Origin of the sequence: Bradyrhizobium sp. ORS 278 (genome assembly GCF_000026145.1) — a bacterium.
In the GTDB taxonomy this organism is placed as follows: Bacteria; Pseudomonadota; Alphaproteobacteria; order Rhizobiales; family Xanthobacteraceae; genus Bradyrhizobium.
On record NC_009445.1, the window covers coordinates 1,480,013 to 1,497,453 of the forward strand.

Here is a 17,441-nt window from a genome sequence, read left to right on the forward strand (position 1 = left end):
ACTTTCCGAGAACGGCGTGGATGCCCGGGACAGGCCCGGGCATGACGGAGCAACTAATAAGTAGGATCGTCCGCTGGGACAGCTCTGCATCTCCAGATGCGGTAGTGGCGCATCTCGACGGGGCGCCCTGCGGCTTCCAACCTGCTAGTCCAGTTGCGCCAGCAGGGCCTCGCGCGCCTCGGATATGCGCCGGTAGAGCTCGTTGCTGCCGCCGGCATCGGGGTGCGCTGATTTGGCGAGCCTCCTGAAGCCCGCGTTGATCTCCATCGCCGTCAGGCGGCCCTGCAGCGGCAGGTTGAGCAGCGCGCGATAGGCTTCGTCATCTTCGTCCCGTGAGAGCTGATCGAGCAAGGCGCGCCTCGCCGCGCGTGCCGCAATGCGCAAGCCGTCCTGATCCTCGCGCCAGCGCTGCTGCGACATCACGAGGCAGGCGCCGAACGAGATCTGGCCGTGCGTCTCCAACTCGTCGAGGCTGAACGGCCCGACGACGTCATAGGGCGGCGCGAGCGATGCCAGCCGGCCGGCCGCCCCGTCGACAATCGGGCCGAGCCGGACCGTATCGACGATGCCCATCGACCCGTTCCAGATCACCCATTCCCCGGCGCTCGTCATGCGGCCACTCGTATCGATGCGGCGTTTGTCCGCGCTCCTCGCTTCGCGCGCCGACGTCAGGCTGGCGTCCGCGCCGGCTTCACCGGGCCGACATCGACCTGGATCTCGCCACCTTCGATCTGCAGCGGATAGGAATGCAGCGCATTGCGCACGAGATGCGTGATGCATTTTGCCGCTCGTGCTGTCGAAGCCCCATTGATGGTGCGGACAGGTGATGGTCTTGCCGTCGAAAGTGGCTTCGGTCAGCGGCACGTCGGCATGCGGACAACGTCCGCGCCATGCCGTCAGCGCGCCGCCGTCCGGCCAGAGCAGCAGCACGCTTTTCTTGCCGACCTGGAACAGGCCCATGCCGCCTTCGGAGATGGCGCTTGTCGGACAGACTGCGGTGAAAGCCATCGGATCGCCTATTGATGATGCCGTTGGACTTGCTCTCGCAATTTCCGGACCAGCGGATTCGGACGCAAACCGACGACTCATTGTCGCAAACCCGACAAGCAGTCGATGCGAACTAATGACGGCCGAGCGCAGCCAAGAACTCCGCCTGCGGAATGAACAGGCCCTGGGCGCGGACCAGGCCACGGCCGAGATCGCACAGCAGGTCGCCCTTGCCGAACAGGCTCTCGGCGCCGGGTTCATCCAGCACGATCTGCGCATTCACGGCATTGGCGACCTTCAGGCAGACCTTGAGCGGCAGGTTGGATTTGATCAGTCCGGTGACGACCGCGCGATCGGGACGCTGGGTCGCCAGCACCAGATGGATGCCGGCGGCACGGCCCTTGCCGGCGATGCGCGCGACCAGCGCCTCGAACTCCTTCTTGTCGTCGCGACCGGCCAGGATCAAATCGGCGAACTCGTCGAAGATCAGCACCAGGAAGGGCAGGTCGGTCTTGCCCGCCTTGATGTAGTCGTCGAGATTGACGACGCCCGCGCCGTTCAGGATCTGATAGCGCGCATCCATCTCCTTGACGGCGTCGCGCAGGATTCTCAGCGCCTCGCCAAGCGTGGTCGCGACGGGGCGCCACAGATAGGGACTGCCGCCGACGCCGGAGAAGGTCAGGATCTTCGGATCGATCAGCGCGATCTTGACCTGCTCGGGCGAGCCGCGTAGCAGCATGCTGGCGACCATGGCCTTGAGCCATTCGCTCTTGCCGCTTCCGGTGGAGCCGGCGACCAGCGCGTGACAGGTGTTGGGATCGGCGAAATCGGCGATGATCGGGTTGCCTTCAACGTCGATGCCGACGGGGAAGCTCACGGTGCTCTTCAGGGCGGATGCGAGCGGCCCGGCCAGCGCGTCCTTCAGCAGGCACGGCTTCGGATCAGGCCGCGGCAGATCGAGAATGACGAAGCCTTTGCCGGCCTTGATCAGCGGCGGCTCGGCGAGGTCGAGCTTGACCTGCAGGTCGGCAGCGCGGTTGGCGAGCGAGGCGACCTTCACGCCGGGACCCGGCGTGAGCCGTAGCCGGATCAATTGCGGTCCCTCGATGACGTCGGCGCAGTCGACGGCGAGATTGAAACTGCTGAAAGCCTCGACGACGGCCTTGCCGAGCGGGTTCGCGCCAGGCCGCAGCGCAGGCGCGCCTGCTTCGACGGGCGTTGGCGGGACCGCTCGTGTATCGGGTGTCGCGGCCGCGGAACGCGACGGCGTGACGGCCGTGTCGTCGAACATCTCCCGCAGTACCGGATCGACCATGCCGGTGAAGATGTCCTTCAACTCCTCCGGAGCGACCGAGACCTCCTGGAAGTCCGGCAGATAGTACTCCAGCGTTCCTGCGAATTCGCAGCCTGGCCGCCAGATCGGCAACAGGTGCGCATAGATCGAAAGCTGCACCAGATCGGCCTTCTGCCGCGCGCCCTGGCTGAGCTTGTAGTCGACGACCTCGAGATGCTGCTCAGGATGGATGCGGATGGCATCGACGCGGCCGCGGATTTCCACGACGGTGTTGCCGACCGGCACGGGAATACGCGCCAGATTCTGCTCGGCACCGACGAAGACGTCCTGCCAGTTCTCGAAATGGCGCGTCCGTGCCCGCAGCGCGATCAGCCGGGCGCAGAAGCGGCGCATCCGCTCGGTGAAGACCGCAGCGTCCTCGCCGCGGCCGGCTTCGAACAATTTATCGGTGAGGGCCTGCAGCGAATTCGCCCAGAGATGATCGACCAGCGCATCGACGGTATCGATCCTTGACGCGGCCCTCAGGCTGCCGCGCGCCGTCAGCCAGCCGACCAGCTTCTCGACCTCCTTGTGGAACGTCACGCCCATCGCACGCACTGTGCCGACCGGCGCGAAGCTCTTGGTCGACGGCTTCTCGCCACGCAGCCATCTGGCGCGCCAGTCGGGATCGAGCACGGCGAAGGTGAGCTCTGTCGCCGTTATGCTGTGATGCGCCATTGCAGGAAGATGGTCTTGGGCCCGGGATGGGCCTTGAGATTGGGATGCGCCTCGACGCTGCGCAACAAGGGATCGCGCAGCTCCTTGCGCCCGAGCCTGTCGAGCACGACGGAGATGTCGACGATGCGCTGCTCGCGGACGAGGTCGAGCACAGTCCGCAGATCGTCGCCGTCGAGTGCGTGGGACGCGTCTGTCGTTTGCCTGGTCGTGCGCTGCGGGTTCGCCGCCGGTCCGCCGGCATCGACGCTGCGCACCTTGATCGGCATCCCGGCGGTGGCGATGTCGGCGAGGAACGGCGCGAAGCGTGTCTGCAGCCAGGCGAGGGTGGCGGGACCCGAAAATGCGATATTGCCCTGCAGCGCATTGGAATAGAGCTCGCGCGCGGCATGCAACTCGCAGACCTGATCGAGCGTCAACTCGACGATGCGGAAGCCGTGGCGGCCCGCCTGGTCCATCGTCGCCTTGGCGACCGCCCAGGACGGCCGCGGCACGCGGGCGAGGTCGGGCGTGCGGAACACATAGGTGAGCGCAGGGCGGCCGCTTTGAGGGCCAGACAAAGCAATCGCCTCGTCGGCAATCGCCTTCCAGCGACGCCAATGATCGCCGCCTTCGAAAGCGAAGTAGACTCTGCGATCCGGCCAGCGCCATTCGAAAGAGAAGTAGCGCCGCCCTGAGGTCCGACCCGCCTTCACCCCGGTCATGGCCTGGCCGACATCCTTGGCGAACCACATGAGGCAGTCCTGATTGTAGACCTGCAGCGCTTTTTGGGAGCGGATATTGTTGAGCTCGATCTGGAAGAGATCGTCGAGGGTTTGCGGCGAAGGGGGCGCCGCATCGGGCCGCGCCAGCGCCGTGAAGCGGTCCTCCGCGCGCATCAGTAGCGCGCGTACGCCGAGCTCGGTCAGCGTCGAGAACAGATCGTCCAGCCACGCGTCAGAAAAGAAGCGTGCGGCGTCCCTGGGCTGCATGCCGCACAGCGTCAGCCTGTTCTCGATCAGCTCGCGCGCGCCGGCCTTGGTGATGCCCTCGAGCGCAATCTCCTGCGAGAAGCGGTCGCGATGCGCCGGCTCAAGATGCGGCTTGATGTCCTCGACCCAGTTGCGCTGGTTCGCGGTCACCACGGTGAGGTGGTTGCGCAACTCGGCATAGAGCTGCTCGATACAATTGCCGAGCGCCTTGATCAGCAAGGCATCGCTGGCGTAGCACTCGGTCTGGTCGAAGCAGAACACGAAGGGCCGGTAGTAGGACGCGAGCTGACAGAGACCCTGCAGCCTGCCGAAGCTCAGGGCATTGATCTCCTGCGGAGTGACGTCGCCGCGGCCGTCATTGTCGGCCTGGTCCAGACGCAACTGCTCGACCTCCTCCGGCTCCAGCGGCTCGGCGCGCAGCCATTTCAGCGCCGCGCGCCGCCGCTCGCCGTCGGCCTCATCGAAGGCGCAGGCGACGAGAATCTTGAGCCAGGCCTTCTCGTGCCCATGCAGGTCGATGTGCCGACTCCTGAGCAGCCCGGCCAGCCGGTTGATCGGTCCGTTGCTGGCGAACAGCGCGCTCAGCCATCCGAGACGGGCCGGCATCTCGGCCGCAGGCAGCGTGCCGCTGGCGAGACGCCGCAGCGCGGGCACGGCCGCCGCGATCTCGGGCGCGCCGTTCTCAGCAAAGTCCGCGACGATATGCGCCAAGGTTCCGACCGCAAGCGAGCTCAGCTGGCTCGGCGCCTCCGCGCTCCCGTCGTCGGGACGGTCGAGTTCCTGCAGCGTGAGCAGCAGGATCGACTGCCATGCTTTATAAGGATCCTGGAACGGTCGCAAATAGACCTTGGTGGCCTTGCGTCCAAGCGCGGTAAACAGCCGGCCGAGCAGATGCGATTTGCCGTAGCCGCGATCCGGCGACACGACCAGCTGGGCGCGATCGGACTTGACCGGGCTGCTGCGGGGCAGTTCGCCTCCCTCGAGCGCGGCGAACTTGGTGAGCACGCGGTTCAGCGGCGCATCGTTGAGCCCGTTGACCGAGAACGTCACGTCGCGCGGCTCGCGGACGATGGCGTCCTCGAATGGATTGACCTGGATGCCGACGTAAGGGTTGCTCATGGATCGTTCTTGACGACGACGGTCACGAAAGGTTCCGGAAAGCCGGCGAGCTTGATGCCGGCATCCATTTCCTCCTTCGGAAGATCGACCGTCGTCGTCGGATGGATCGTGACCCGTCCGGCCTTCGTCTCCTCGATCAGCAGGCGATGCAGGTCCTCCTTCGTCGTTCCGCTCGCCTTCATGAGATCGAAGATCTTCACCGCGGAGAAGCCGCCTTGTTCGCCCTTGAGGCGGCGATAGGCCGGGAGCAGGTCTCCCAGGGTGAGAGCGCCCGCGGCAGCGCCATCATGCGAAGGTGCCTCGCTCTCGGACGCCGCGGCGGCGAAGCCGAAATAGTCGGCTGCGACATCGCGATGCAGATAATATTTCGAGCTACCGCAGGTCAGCTCCACGATCGCCTGGCTGGCGACGGCGTGCTTCAGTCCGTCGGGAAAGAACTTCTTGTTCAGCCCGGTGATTTTCTTCTCAAGCCCTGGCTTGGAGATCAGCTTGACGCCGGAGGCGGCGATCAGCCGCACGATCGCCTGGCTCGCCGTCTCCACGGAAGGGCCGTGACCGCTGGCGAAATACAGCTGCGCGACGCCCTGCCTCAGTGGCCCCCAGATCGCACCTTCGCGCGTGAGCGAGGCGAGATGCTCGCGCAGCTCCGGCGAGACGACTTTCGCAGCCGCCTTGCCGCCGAACGTCGTTTTGATCCTGGCGAGGCTCATTCCGGAGTCGCCGGCCTTGATGATGGCGGGCAGGAGGTCGTCGAGCTTCGCGGCCATGGCAGTCACCCCTGCGGGGGGAACCGCCAGCAGCAAGATCACCAGCGCAGGTCCAACTCCCCCGTCATCGCCGTTGTTTGCCATATCTGTCGCGGGCGCGCGAGTCCGTCGTCCTCGGTCCGTCACGTCTGTGTTGTTTGAGCCGTTTGGCGAAGGCAGTCTAAACGACAAAACGCCGCCCGGGAGGGGCGGCGTTGCAGAGCAGGTCGATCAGAGCGGAGGGTCGCGCTCTACTCCTTCCGCTCCGAGGTCCAGCCCTTGTATTCGGCGACGTTGTCGCGCGTGATCAGCTTGGACGGCAGGAGCTCTACGGTGGACGCCGGCTTCTGGCCGTTGAGCAGGCCGACGCCGATCTGCACGGCGCGGCGCGCCATGAAGAACGGATCCTGCGAGGCGGAGGCCTGGATCTGCGGGGTGGCCGGATCCTTCAGGGCGGCCTCGATGTCCGGGGCGCCGTCGACGGAGGTGATGATGATGCCGGTGCGTCCCTGCTGACGGGCGGCGAGATCGGTGCCGATCGCCTGCGGATCGTTGATCGCGAAGATCGCATCGATCTTCGCGTAGCGCGTCAGGTAGCCCTGCGCCACGGTGAGGCCGCCTTCGCGCGAGCCCTTGCCGTCCTGGTCGCTCGACAGCACCTTGATGCCCGGGGCCTTGGCGAACACGCTCTTGCAGCCATTGACGCGGTCAATCACGGCCGACACCTGCGGGCCGTTCTGGATGATCACGTCGCCCTTGCCGCCGAGCTTGTCGACGATGTACTGGCAGGAGATCTCGCCGGCCTGCACGTTGTTGGTGGTGACGGTGGCATCGGCGCCCTCGGCCGCGGTGTCGACCGCGACGACGAGAATGCCCGCCGCCTGTGCCTTCTTGATCGCCGGGCCGATCGCCTTGGGATCACCGGGATTGAGCAGGATCATATCGACGCCGGCGGCGATGAAATTGTCGATCTGGGTGACCTGCTTGCCGAGATCGTATTCGAAGCCGACCGCGGTGATCTTGACGTTGGGATTGGTCTTCTTGGCTTCGAACTCGGCGCCCTTCGACAGGGCGACGAAGAACGGATTGCCGAGCGAGCCGAGCGAGACGCCGATCGATTTCAGCTCCTTGGCCGAGGACGGCGCGGAGCTCATGACAAGCGCCAGCGCGGCACCGGCGAGCGAAATGGTCTTCAACATTGGTTTCCTCCCTGGTCCTTTTTAAATCCCTGCGCACGGCGGACCAGCGGCCGTGGAAGAACGTTGAAGCTTGCCGCCATCAGCGGCCCGCCGGTTGATCTCAGGTGCGGGCCGAGCCCTGTAGCCGGTAGCGGTCGAGCGCGACGGCGCCGATGATGACGAGGCCCTTGATGACGTATTGCCAGATGTCGGACACGCCGACCAATATGAGCCCGTTCGACAACACGGCGATGATGAGCGCGCCGACCAGGGTACCCCAGATCGAGCCGATGCCGCCGACGAAGGAGGTGCCGCCGAGGATGACCGCGGTGATCGCGTCGAGCTCGTAGGACTGGCCGAGCTGCAGGCCGTTCGCCGCGTAGAGCCGCGCCGCCTGCATGCCGCCGCCCAGGCCGGCGAGCAGGCCGGACATGCCGTAGACGAACAGCAGCACGCCCCAGACCTTGATGCCGGCGAGCCGCGCCGCGCTCTCATTGCCGCCGACGGCGTAGATGTGCACGCCGAGCACGGTGCGGCGCAGGATCAGCCACGAGCCGAGGATGACGAGCAGCGCGATCACCGACAGCCAGGGAATCGAGAGCACGCCGGGAATGATCGTCAGCGAGGCGTTGCCGATGAAGGCGTAGGGGATCGTCGGGTTGAACACGGTGGTGTCGCCGCCCATCAGGCGGGCGAGGCCGCGCACCGCGGTGAGCGAGCCGAGCGTGACAATGAAGGGCGGCAGCCTGAGCAGCGCGATCAGCGCGCCGTTGACGACGCCGAAGGCAAGGCCCGTGAGCACCGCGGCCGGCAGCCACAGCGCGCCGAGCTCGGGCATCTTCGACAATGTCAGGCCGGCCATCGCAGCCGCGGCAAGGATCGAGCCGACAGAGAGATCGATCCCGCCGGTCAGGATCACGAAGGTCATGCCGGCCGCAAGCACGGTGTTGACGGCGGCCTGCTGCAGCACGATGCCGAGATTCTGTCCGGTGAAGAAGCGCCCCTCCGACAGCATGTGGAAGCCGATGCACAGGATCAGCAGCACCGGCAGCATGCCGGCGGCGCGGATCATCACCCGCAACCGCTGCTGCTTGTTGTCGGATGTCGACGGCAGCGTTACGACCTTGGCTTGAGCTGAGCTGTTATCAGGCATCGACGTGCTCCGTCCCGGTGGCCAGCGCCATGATGTCTTCCTGGGTGATGGGTGATGCCGTGCTCTGCTGCAACTCGCCGGCGAGATGGCCTTCGCGCATGACAAGCACGCGGTCGCAGATGCCGAGAATCTCCGGCAGGTCGGACGAGATCACCAGGATCGCGGTGCCGGCCTTGGCGAGATTGTCGATGATCGAATAGATCTCCGACTTGGCGCCGACATCGACGCCGCGCGTCGGCTCGTCTAGGATCAGGACCTTCGGCGCGGTCGCGAGCAGGCGCGACAGCAGCACCTTCTGCTGATTGCCGCCCGACAGGCCGCCGACGGTGACGCCGGGATTGGGCGCCCGGATGCCGAGCGCGCTGAACGCCTCGTCGGCCCGCTCGCGCGCCTTGTCGCGGTCGAGGAGGCCGCCGAGCCTGGCGTCGCGGCCGATCACCGCGAGGTTGATGTTGTCGGCACAGGACATGTCGAGGAACAGGCCGAGCGCCTTGCGGTCCTCGGTGAGATAGGCGATGCCGGCGTCGAGCGCGTCGCGCGGCGTCTCGATCTCGATACGCTCGCCGTCGAGCTCCAGATGCCCTGTCGTCCTGGGCGTCGCGCCGATGATGAGATGCGCGAGCTCGGTGCGCCCGGCGCCGATCAATCCGGCGAGACCGACGACTTCGCCGGCATGCACCGTGAGCGAGCATCCCTTGACGCGATGGCCGTCGCCGAGATCGACCGCCGTGAGCACCGCGCGGTCGCGCTTGGCGTGCGGGTCGTGGTCCTTCTTGTAGAACGACGACACGTCACGCCCGACCATCATGCGCACGATGCTGTCGGCGCGGATCTCCGGCTTGTCGAGCGAGCCCACCAGCCGGCCGTCGCGCAGCACAGTGACGCGATCGCCGAGCGCGTAGACCTCGTCCATGCGGTGCGAGATGTAGATGATGGCAAGGCCTTCCGAGCGCAGCTGGCGGATCAAGGCAAACAGCTTCTCGCTCTCGCCGGCTGATAGCGAGGTGGTCGGCTCGTCCATGATCAGGATCTTCGAGCGCGCATGCAGCGCGCGGGCGATCTCGACCAGCTGACGCTGTCCCATCGACAATTCGGCAACCAGCGTCGCGGCCGAGAAGTCGGCGCCGAGCCGCTGCAGGATCGGTCCAACGGCGTCGCGCATGGCATTGCGCGCGAGCAGGCCGGATTGCGACAGCTCGCGTCCGAGATAGATGTTCTCGGCGACCGTCAGGTTCGGCGCCAGCGACAACTCCTGGTAGATGATCGCGATGCCGGCATTGCGGCCGCCCATCGGCCCCTCGATACGCACGACCTCGCCATCGATGCGGATCTCGCCGCCGGGATCGGGGCGGTAGGCGCCGGAGAGGATTTTCATCAAGGTGGATTTGCCGGCGCCGTTTTCGCCCATCAGCGCATGAACTTCGCCGGCATAGACGGTCAGGTCGACCTTCTGCAGGGCCTTGATGGCGAAGAATGACTTCGACACCCCGCGCATCTCGAGGATCGGACCTTTCATCGTGCCTCCCAACGCACGTCGTCTTATCTCCCGCGGCTCATTGATGTCGGCGCGGGGACGCCATTAAACTAGAGGCTGTTGCCGAATACAATATGAAAGACCATCGACGTGCCACGTCGGCGCTTGTGGCGCCCGCTAAGGCCGGCGATACAGCCGGCGCCAGTGCCGCAGCCGCTCGGCATAGTCTGCCGCCAGCCCGGGATCCGGCACAAAGGAGCGCACGCGCGCCGGCGGCGTGCAGACATCGGCTATGTCTTCACCGGTCACGGCGAGCCGCGCCAGTCGCGCGGCCCCGAAGGCCGCGCCGGTTTCGCCTTCGGCCAGGCGATGGATCGGGATGTTCAGAATGTTCGCCAGGATCGCGAGCCACAGGTCGGACCGCGAGCCGCCACCGATCGCATCCGCTTCGGATATCACGAGGCCCGTATCCGTCAGCGCATCGCGGCAATCGGCCAATGCAAAGGCGACGCCCTCGAGCACGGCCTGCACGATGGCGTTGCGATCGGTCGCATGGCTCAGGCCATCGAGCAGGCCGCGCACATCGGGATCGTCATGCGGCGTACGCTCGCCAGCGAGATAGGGCAGGAAGCTGACCGGCGATGGCGCTGTGGGCGATGTGCCGAGCGGCGCGAGCAACTCGGCTTCGCTGGCGCCCAGCAGCCGCGCGATCCAGGCAAGACAGGAGGCGGCGGACAGCATCGCGCCGGCCTGCAGCCACAAGGCTGGAATCGCGTGGCAGAAGGTGTGAACGATTCGCGCGGGATTGGGCGTGACGGACGCGACGGGCGTGATCACCGCGCCGGACGTGCCGAGCGTGATGAAGGTGGCGCCCGGCCGGATCGCGCCGATGCCGACCGCGCCGGCCGGGTTGTCGCCGGCCCCGCCGGCGATGACCGGCCGCTGCGTCATGCCCCAGCGCTGGGCGAGATCGTCGCGCAGGCGGCCCGCGGGCGCGCAGCCTTCGACGAGGCGCGGCATCCGCGCGCGCGCAAGCCCGGTGGCGGCAAGAGCCTCGTCCGACCAGTCGCGCCTGACGACATCGAGCCACAGCGAGCCGGAAGCATCCGAGACATCCTCGATCGCCTCGCCGGACAATACGAGCCGGACATAGGCCTTGGGCAGCAGCACGAGGCGTGTGGCGTCGAAGATCTCCGGCTCGTGCTCGGCGATCCAGACGAGCTTCGGCGCGGCGAAGCCGGGCATCGCCTTGTTGCCGGTCACCTGCCGCAGCGCCGGCCAGCGCTGTTCCAGCACGGCGCATTCAGTGGCCGAGCGGCCATCATTCCAGAGGATGCAGGGACGCAGCGGCGTCAGCCTGGCGTCGAGCAGCACCGGGCCGTGCATCTGGCCGGACAGCCCGATGCCCGCGACCTCCGCCAACTCGCCGGCATGATCGGCCTTCAGCGCATCGAGCGTCGCGAACACGGCCGAGATCCAGGCGGCGGGATCCTGCTCCGCCCAGCCCGGCCGCGGCACGTCGACGCCGAGCGGCTGGCTGCGGCTTGCGATCACGCGCTGTGCGTCGTCGACGAGAATCGTCTTGACGGCGGACGTGCCGAGATCGATGCCGAGATACATGACGCCTCGCGACGCAGGCATGGTGACGGATTTGGCGTGGAGCGATACCAGAAGCCCGCCGGCCTTGTCATCCGGAAGCGAGTCATCGCAAGGCATGACAAGAGGCGTGACCGCCGAGATCATTTCCGAGGAGTATTGACATGCAGCCATCCGCCCCATCGACCGAGCGCGCCCCGCGTCTCCTTGGACACTACGCGCTGGTGACCGGTGCCGCGCAGGGTATCGGCCGCGCGATCGCGGTGCGCTTCGCCGAGGAAGGCGCGCATGTCGCGATCAACTATGGCGGGCCGTCATCGTCCGGTGACGAAACCCTGGCGCTGGTGCAGGCGGCCTCGGCCGCGCGCGGCCATGCCGGGCGCGATCACGTGACGGTGAAGGCCGACATCGGTGTCGAGGCCGATATCACCCGGATGTTCGAGACGGTGCTGGCGCGCTGGCCGCGGCTCGATTGCCTCGTCAACAATGCCGGCTTCCAGCGGGAGTCGCCGAGCGAGGCGCTCGACGTCGACACCTATCGCGCCATCCTCGAGGTCAATCTGAACGGCGCCGTGCTGTGCGCGCGCCACGCGCTGGCGCATTTCGTCGCGCGCGGTGGCGGCGGCAACATCATCAATACGTCGAGCGTGCATCAGATCATTCCGAAGCCTGGCTATCTCGCTTATTCCATCAGCAAGAGCGCGATGGCCGGACTCACCCGCACGCTCGCCCTGGAATTCGCCGGGCGCGGCATCCGCGTCAATTCCGTCGGTCCCGGTGCGGTGGACACGCCGATCAACGCCGCTTGGACCGACGATCCGGTCAAGCGGGCGGCGGTCGAATCTCACATCCCGATGGGGCGCGTCGCGAGCCCGGAGGAGATCGCGGGCGTTTTCGCCTTCCTGGCCTCTGCCGAGGCGAGCTACATCACCGGACAGACGATCTATGCCTGCGGCGGCATCACGCTGTTCGGCGAGTTCCGCGACAATTGGGCGAGCTGATCGCCGGCGCGGCGATGGCCTCATCCGAGCAGGCCTGCTCTGGCAGGGCCTGTGCGAGACGGCTATCCTTGGCGAGACGGCTATCCTTGGGGACAGACGATCAAGAGCACTCGGGAGGAGCGGGCGATGCGCAGCATCAGGATCGGCGCCGGCGCCGGCTATTCCGGTGATCGTATCGAGCCGGCGGTCGAGCTGGCCGAGAACGGCGCGTTGGACTACCTGGTGTTCGAGTGTCTTGCCGAACGCACCATCGCGCTGGCGCAGCAGGCGCGCATCAGGGATCCGGACGCCGGCTACGATCCGTTGCTCGCCGCCCGCATGCAGGCGGTGCTGCCGGTTTGCCGCGCCAACAAGATCCGCATCATCACCAACATGGGCGCAGCCAATCCACCTGCCGCGGCCGAAGCCACGCGCGCGATCGCGCGCAAATTAGGCCTGTCCGGGCTGAAGATCGCGGCGGTGACCGGCGACGATGTGCTGGAGCTACTGAAGACAGGCGATGTCGCGCTCGACACCGGCGACACCTTCGCCGGCCTGGGCAACCGCATCGTTTCCGCCAATGCCTATGTCGGCGCGCGTGCGATTGCCGAGGCGCTGGCCGCGGGCGCCGATGTCGTGATCACCGGCCGCGCGGCCGATCCGGCCTTGTTCCTCGGACCCTTGATCCATGAGTTCGGCTGGGCGATGGACGATTGGGACCGGCTCGGGCAGGGCACGGTGGTCGGGCATCTGCTCGAATGTGCCGGGCAGATCACCGGCGGCTATTTCGCCGATCCCGGATTGAAGGACGTGCCGGATCTCGCCCGACTCGGCTTTCCCATTGGCGAGGTGCGCGAGGACGGCGAGCTGATCGTGACGAAGGTTGCGGGCTCCGGCGGGTGCGTGACGTTAGCGACGGTGAAGGAGCAGTTGCTGTACGAGATCCATGATCCCACTCAGTATTTTCAGCCTGATGTGGTGGCAGACTTCTCGGAGGTGACGGTCGAAGAGATTGGTGCCGATCGGGTCAGGGTCGTGGGCGGGCGTGGCAAGCCCAAGACGGGTGCGTTGAAGACCTCGGTCGGCTATCTCGACTCCTATGTCGGCGAAGGCCAGATCTCCTATGCGGGGCCTGGTGCCGTCGCGCGCGGCCGGCTCGCTCTGGATATCGTGCGCGAGCGGCTCGCCTCGACAGGCGTGGCGGTCAGCGAGCTGCGTTGCGACCTGATCGGGCTGAACGCGCTGCATGGCGATCTCGTTACGCAAGGCAGTGAACCCTATGAGGTCCGCGTCCGCGTTGCGGGACGCACCGAGACGATGGCTGAGGCGATCAGGATCGGCAACGAGGTCGAGACGCTCTACACCAACGGTCCGGCCGGCGGGGGCGGAGCCTGGAAATCGGCGCGCGAGGTGATCGCCGTGGCATCCTGCCTCGTTCCCGAGGAGGCCGCGAAGCCCTGCGTCGGAATGCTGGTGGCCTGACCAGGACAGGACTTCACGGATCGCCGTCGCTGGCGCAAGGTGCCCCGCGTGAATGCGACGCGTGCGAGCTGCGGGATTTGAATCGATGTATGATGTCATTGTGGTCGGCGGCGGCTCCGCGGGTGCAGCGGTGGCGGCGCGCCTGTCTGAAGATCCGCAGCGCCGGGTTCTGCTGCTCGAAGCGGGCGCCGACTGGCGCGCAGCCGACGTGCCCTGGGAGATCGCGACGCCCAATCCGATCCCGATCATTCATGACCGTGCCTTCCAGGAGAAATGGCAGTGGCCGCAGCTGATGTCGCGCCGCGTCGCGGGACAAGAGATGCGTTTCTACTGGCGCGGCAAGGGGCTCGGCGGCAGCTCGATGATGAACGGCCAGATCGCGATCCGCGGCGTCGCCGATGCGTTCGACGAATGGGCGGCCAATGGCTGTACGGGCTGGTCGGCCGGAGAGGTCATGCCGCTGTTCTCGTTGATCGAGGATGATCTCGCCTTCGGTGACCGCGAGGGGCACGGACGCGGCGGGCCGCTGCCGGTGTATCGCGCGCCGCCGGAGCAATGGGGACCGATCGATCGGGCCTTGCGCGACGCGGCGCTTTCGAGCGGCTATCGCTGGAGCGACGATCTCAACGGTCCTGACGGCGAAGGCGTCGCTTGCTATCCGATCAACAGCCGCAACGGCCGGCGCATCTCGACCAATGAGGGCTATCTGGAGCCGGCGCGAGGCCGCGCCAATCTGGAGATCCGTGGCCGCGCGCTGGTCGATCGTCTTCTGATCAGCGATTCCAGAGCCACCGGCGTGCGCGTCCATATCGAGGGAGACGACGTCAAGGAGATCGCGGCCCGCGAGATCGTGCTGTGCGCCGGCGCCATCCACAGTCCGGCGATCCTGCTGCGCTCTGGCATCGGCCCCGCGGCTGATCTTCAGGACATGGGCATCGCCGTGCTCCGCGATCTGCCTGTGGGACGGCATTTCTTCGACCACCCGCTGTTCCGCACCACCATCCAGTTGCGCGAGGAGGTGCGTCCGACCGACCGCGACACGCGCCATACCAATTGCTGCGTGACCTACTCGTCGGGCCTGGCCAATGGTGGCAGGCGCGACATGATCCTGATCGCGTTCAACCATCGCGGCATCGGCATGCCTGGCGCGATCGGAGCGGGTCTGTTCAACGCCTTCTCGCGCGGCACCTTGAAGCTCGCGTCGACCGATCCGACCGTTGATCCGATCGTGGAGGAGAACATGCTCGCCGATCCGCGCGACATCGCACGGATGCGCGATGCGGTGAAGCGGCTGGCAGCGATCACGCTGCAGCCGGCGCTGCAAGAGATCGCCGACTGGATCCGCCTCGGCGATACGCAATTCACCTTGCCGCAGGCGGCGGCGCTGCCGGATACCGAACTCGACGCGCTGCTCCGGCAGATCACCGGCGACATCCAGCACGCCGCGGGAAGCTGCCGGATGAGCGGCTTCGATGACGCCGACGGCGTGGTCAATCCCGACGGCACGGTCAAGGGCATCGCCGGCCTGCGCGTCGCCGACGCCTCGATCATGCCGTCCGACTGCCGCGCCAACACGCATTTCACCACGGTCGTGATCGGCGAGGCAATCGCGCGGATGATGCGCAAGGCGGCGTAGGAGATCGTAGCCCGGATGAGCGAAGCGACATCCGGGGTCTCCTGTGCAGCTCGTGTGACCCCGGATATCGCTTCGCTCATCCGGGCTACGCCGATCAGGCTCTAGCATCTCGAATGCCGCCGACTTCACCCCTCGCCCTGAGGAGCCTGCCGAAGGCGGGCGTCTCGAAGGGCGAGGCCACTCACTGCTCGGGCCTCATGGTTCGAGACGCGCCTGCGGCGCTCCTCACCATGAGGAGTGCGATGATGCAAATCGGCCCGTCAGGCGATCGCGAACCTCAGTCCCGCGCGCGCTCTCCCGCCGGAGATCGCGATCGGCGTGCCGTCGGCGCGCCAGCACGCCGCGCCCGTCAGGGTGCCGTCGTCGTTGAAGGCGATCGCGTTCATGCCGCCGGCCACGACCGGCTCGCGCTTGATCTCGTGGCCGCGCGCGGCGAGCGCTTGCGCGACATGTTCGGGAAAGCCCGGCTCGAGCTCGAGCACACCACCCTGCGTCCACAGCCGCGGCGCCTCGACCGCCTCCTGCAGCGACATGCCATGGTCGATCAGGTTGACCAGCGCCTGGAAGGCGGAGGGGAAGATGCGCAGGCCGCCGGGCAGGCCGAGCGCGTAGCGCAGCTTGCCGTCCCGTACCGCCATCATCGGAGCCATCGAGGTGAAGACGCGCTTGCCAGGAGCGATCGACAGCGCGCGGCCGGGATGCGGATCGAAATTGTACATGTAGTTGTTGGCGGTCATGCCGGTGCCGGGGATCTGCACGCAGGCGCCGAACAGACCGTTGATGGTTTGCGTCGAAGCCACGACATTGCCCTCGGCGTCGGCGACCGTGACGTGCGTGGTGTTGGCCGATTCAGTCGGCGAAAGGCCCGGGCCGAAGCTCCCGGCCTTGGCCATGTCGATCTCGGCCCGCCGCTCGGCCGCATAGGCCTTCGATGTCAGGCGTTCGATCGGGACGTCGACGAATGCGGGATCGGCGGTCGCCACCGCGCGGTCGGCGAACGCGATCTTCAAGGCTTCGGCGAGCAGATGAGCGCCATCCGCCGAGCCGAAGCCGAGCGCGGCGACGTCGAAGCCTTCGAGGATGTTCAGCATCTGCACGATGTGCACGCCGCTCGATGACGGCGGGGGCGGCCCGATGATCTCATAGCCGCGATAGAGGCCGCGGATCGGCGCGCGCGCGATCACCGCGTAAGCGGCGAGATCAGCCGCGTCGATGAGGCCGCCGCTCGTCGCCATGTAGGCCGCAAGCGCGGCGCCGAGCGGCCCGCCATACAGCGCCTCCGGCCCCTCTCGTGCGATCAGCCACAGCGATGCCGCATAGTCGGCCTGGATCACGCGCGCCCCCGCTTTGACCGGCTCGCCGTCAGGCAGGAACAACGCGGCGAGATACGGGTCGCGCGCCAGATCGCTCGCGACCAGCCGCACGCAGTCGTTGAGATAGGGGCTGGCGATGAAGCCGTGCTCGGCGAGCCGGATCGCCGGCGCCATCACTTCGGCCAGCGGCAGCCGGCCGAAGCGCGCCAGCGCCTCGCACCATCCCTTCAGCGCACCAGGCACGGCGACGGCGAGCGCGCCGACGACGTTGCGCCGGCCGCGTGTCTCGCGCGCCAGCGCGATCTCGTCCGACACCAGATCGTACATGTGAGGTGTCGCGCGCAATGGCGCGGTGCTCAGGCCGTCGAGCACGATGTGGCGGCCGTCGGCCAGGCGGATATGCGACAGACCGCCGCCGAGAAGGCCGACCATCATCGGCTCGACCACCGTGAGAGCGAACAGTGCCGCCACGGCGGCGTCGATCGCATTGCCGTCGCGCATCAGCATCTCGGCGCCGGCGCTCGATGCGAGCGGATGGTTGGTCACCACCATGCCGCGTGAGCCGGAGGCCGGCTGCTTCTCGCAGCTGAAATTGGCGATGCGCTGGCTGGACGAAGCCATCCCATGTCTCCTCTGTCGAACGGCTGACGCCGCGAGGTTGTTGCTTGCAATCCTGACCCATCCGCCGCGCCAGGGGAAGGGCGGCCCCGCAGCGATGAACTGACAAGTGCGCCACGCATGGCTCGGCTAATATCGATCTCTGCCGCCGCGTTCTCACGGCCGCGCATCTGTGTTAGG

12 protein-coding genes and 1 pseudogene are annotated in these 17,441 nt (G+C 66.9%); 3 read left to right on the forward strand and 10 right to left on the reverse strand.

The genetic code is table 11. The features are described 5' to 3' along the window. Nucleotides 1-144: 144 nt before the first annotated feature. From BRADO_RS06515 to xylB, 9 genes and pseudogenes are all read right to left on the reverse strand, one after another. Nucleotides 145-612 (reverse strand): molecular chaperone DnaJ, encoded by a 468-nt coding sequence (locus tag BRADO_RS06515; RefSeq protein ID WP_041757353.1) that lies wholly within the window; start codon nt 610-612, stop codon nt 145-147. A gap of 56 nt (nt 613-668) precedes the next feature. After that, a pseudogene (locus BRADO_RS33760) lies at nt 669-1,008 on the reverse strand (Rieske 2Fe-2S domain-containing protein). A 112-nt stretch (nt 1,009-1,120) separates the two neighbouring features. Further along, nucleotides 1,121-2,998: a DNA translocase FtsK gene (locus BRADO_RS06520; RefSeq protein ID WP_011924518.1), complete on the reverse strand. Its 1,878-nt coding sequence runs from the start codon at nt 2,996-2,998 to the stop codon at nt 1,121-1,123. Further along, a complete protein-coding gene (locus BRADO_RS06525) occupies nt 2,980-5,085 on the reverse strand; it encodes a hypothetical protein (RefSeq protein ID WP_011924519.1) in 2,106 nt (701 codons plus the stop codon). Before BRADO_RS06525 ends, BRADO_RS06520 begins: the two co-directional genes overlap by 19 nt. Beyond that, entirely contained in the window at nt 5,082-5,852 is a 771-nt protein-coding gene (locus tag BRADO_RS06530) for a hypothetical protein (RefSeq protein ID WP_041756185.1), read from the reverse strand. Before BRADO_RS06530 ends, BRADO_RS06525 begins: the two co-directional genes overlap by 4 nt. Before the next feature lie 230 nt (nt 5,853-6,082). After that, nucleotides 6,083-7,030, reverse strand: a complete 948-nt coding sequence (locus BRADO_RS06535) for an ABC transporter substrate-binding protein (protein ID WP_011924521.1) — start codon at nt 7,028-7,030, stop codon at nt 6,083-6,085. A gap of 100 nt (nt 7,031-7,130) precedes the next feature. Next, nucleotides 7,131-8,162 carry a ribose ABC transporter permease gene (locus BRADO_RS06540; RefSeq protein WP_011924522.1) on the reverse strand — a complete coding sequence of 344 codons (1,032 nt, stop codon included), beginning with the start codon at nt 8,160-8,162 and terminating at the stop codon, nt 7,131-7,133. Then, nucleotides 8,155-9,678, reverse strand: a complete 1,524-nt coding sequence (locus BRADO_RS06545) for a sugar ABC transporter ATP-binding protein (protein WP_041757354.1) — start codon at nt 9,676-9,678, stop codon at nt 8,155-8,157. Before BRADO_RS06545 ends, BRADO_RS06540 begins: the two co-directional genes overlap by 8 nt. Nucleotides 9,679-9,813: 135 nt before the next feature. Beyond that, complete coding sequence (xylB, locus tag BRADO_RS06550; protein WP_041757355.1) at nt 9,814-11,256, reverse strand: xylulokinase; 1,443 nt, start codon at nt 11,254-11,256, stop codon at nt 9,814-9,816. Nucleotides 11,257-11,396: 140 nt separating this feature from the next. Between xylB and BRADO_RS06555 the strand changes: the two genes are divergently transcribed. The 3 genes from BRADO_RS06555 (at nt 11,397) to BRADO_RS06565 (ending at nt 15,330) form a co-directional block, all read left to right on the forward strand. Beyond that, complete coding sequence (locus tag BRADO_RS06555; RefSeq protein ID WP_011924525.1) at nt 11,397-12,233, forward strand: SDR family oxidoreductase; 837 nt, start codon at nt 11,397-11,399, stop codon at nt 12,231-12,233. 126 nt (nt 12,234-12,359) lie between these two features. Next, entirely contained in the window at nt 12,360-13,694 is a 1,335-nt protein-coding gene (locus tag BRADO_RS06560) for an acyclic terpene utilization AtuA family protein (protein ID WP_041756186.1), read from the forward strand. Between the two features lie 85 nt (nt 13,695-13,779). After that, nucleotides 13,780-15,330, forward strand: a complete 1,551-nt coding sequence (locus tag BRADO_RS06565; RefSeq protein ID WP_041756187.1) for a GMC family oxidoreductase — start codon at nt 13,780-13,782, stop codon at nt 15,328-15,330. 260 nt (nt 15,331-15,590) lie between these two features. Here the strand turns inward: BRADO_RS06565 and ggt are convergent, their stop codons facing one another. Then, complete coding sequence (ggt, locus tag BRADO_RS06570; RefSeq protein WP_011924528.1) at nt 15,591-17,264, reverse strand: gamma-glutamyltransferase; 1,674 nt, start codon at nt 17,262-17,264, stop codon at nt 15,591-15,593. Between the last annotated feature and the right edge of the window lie 177 nt (nt 17,265-17,441).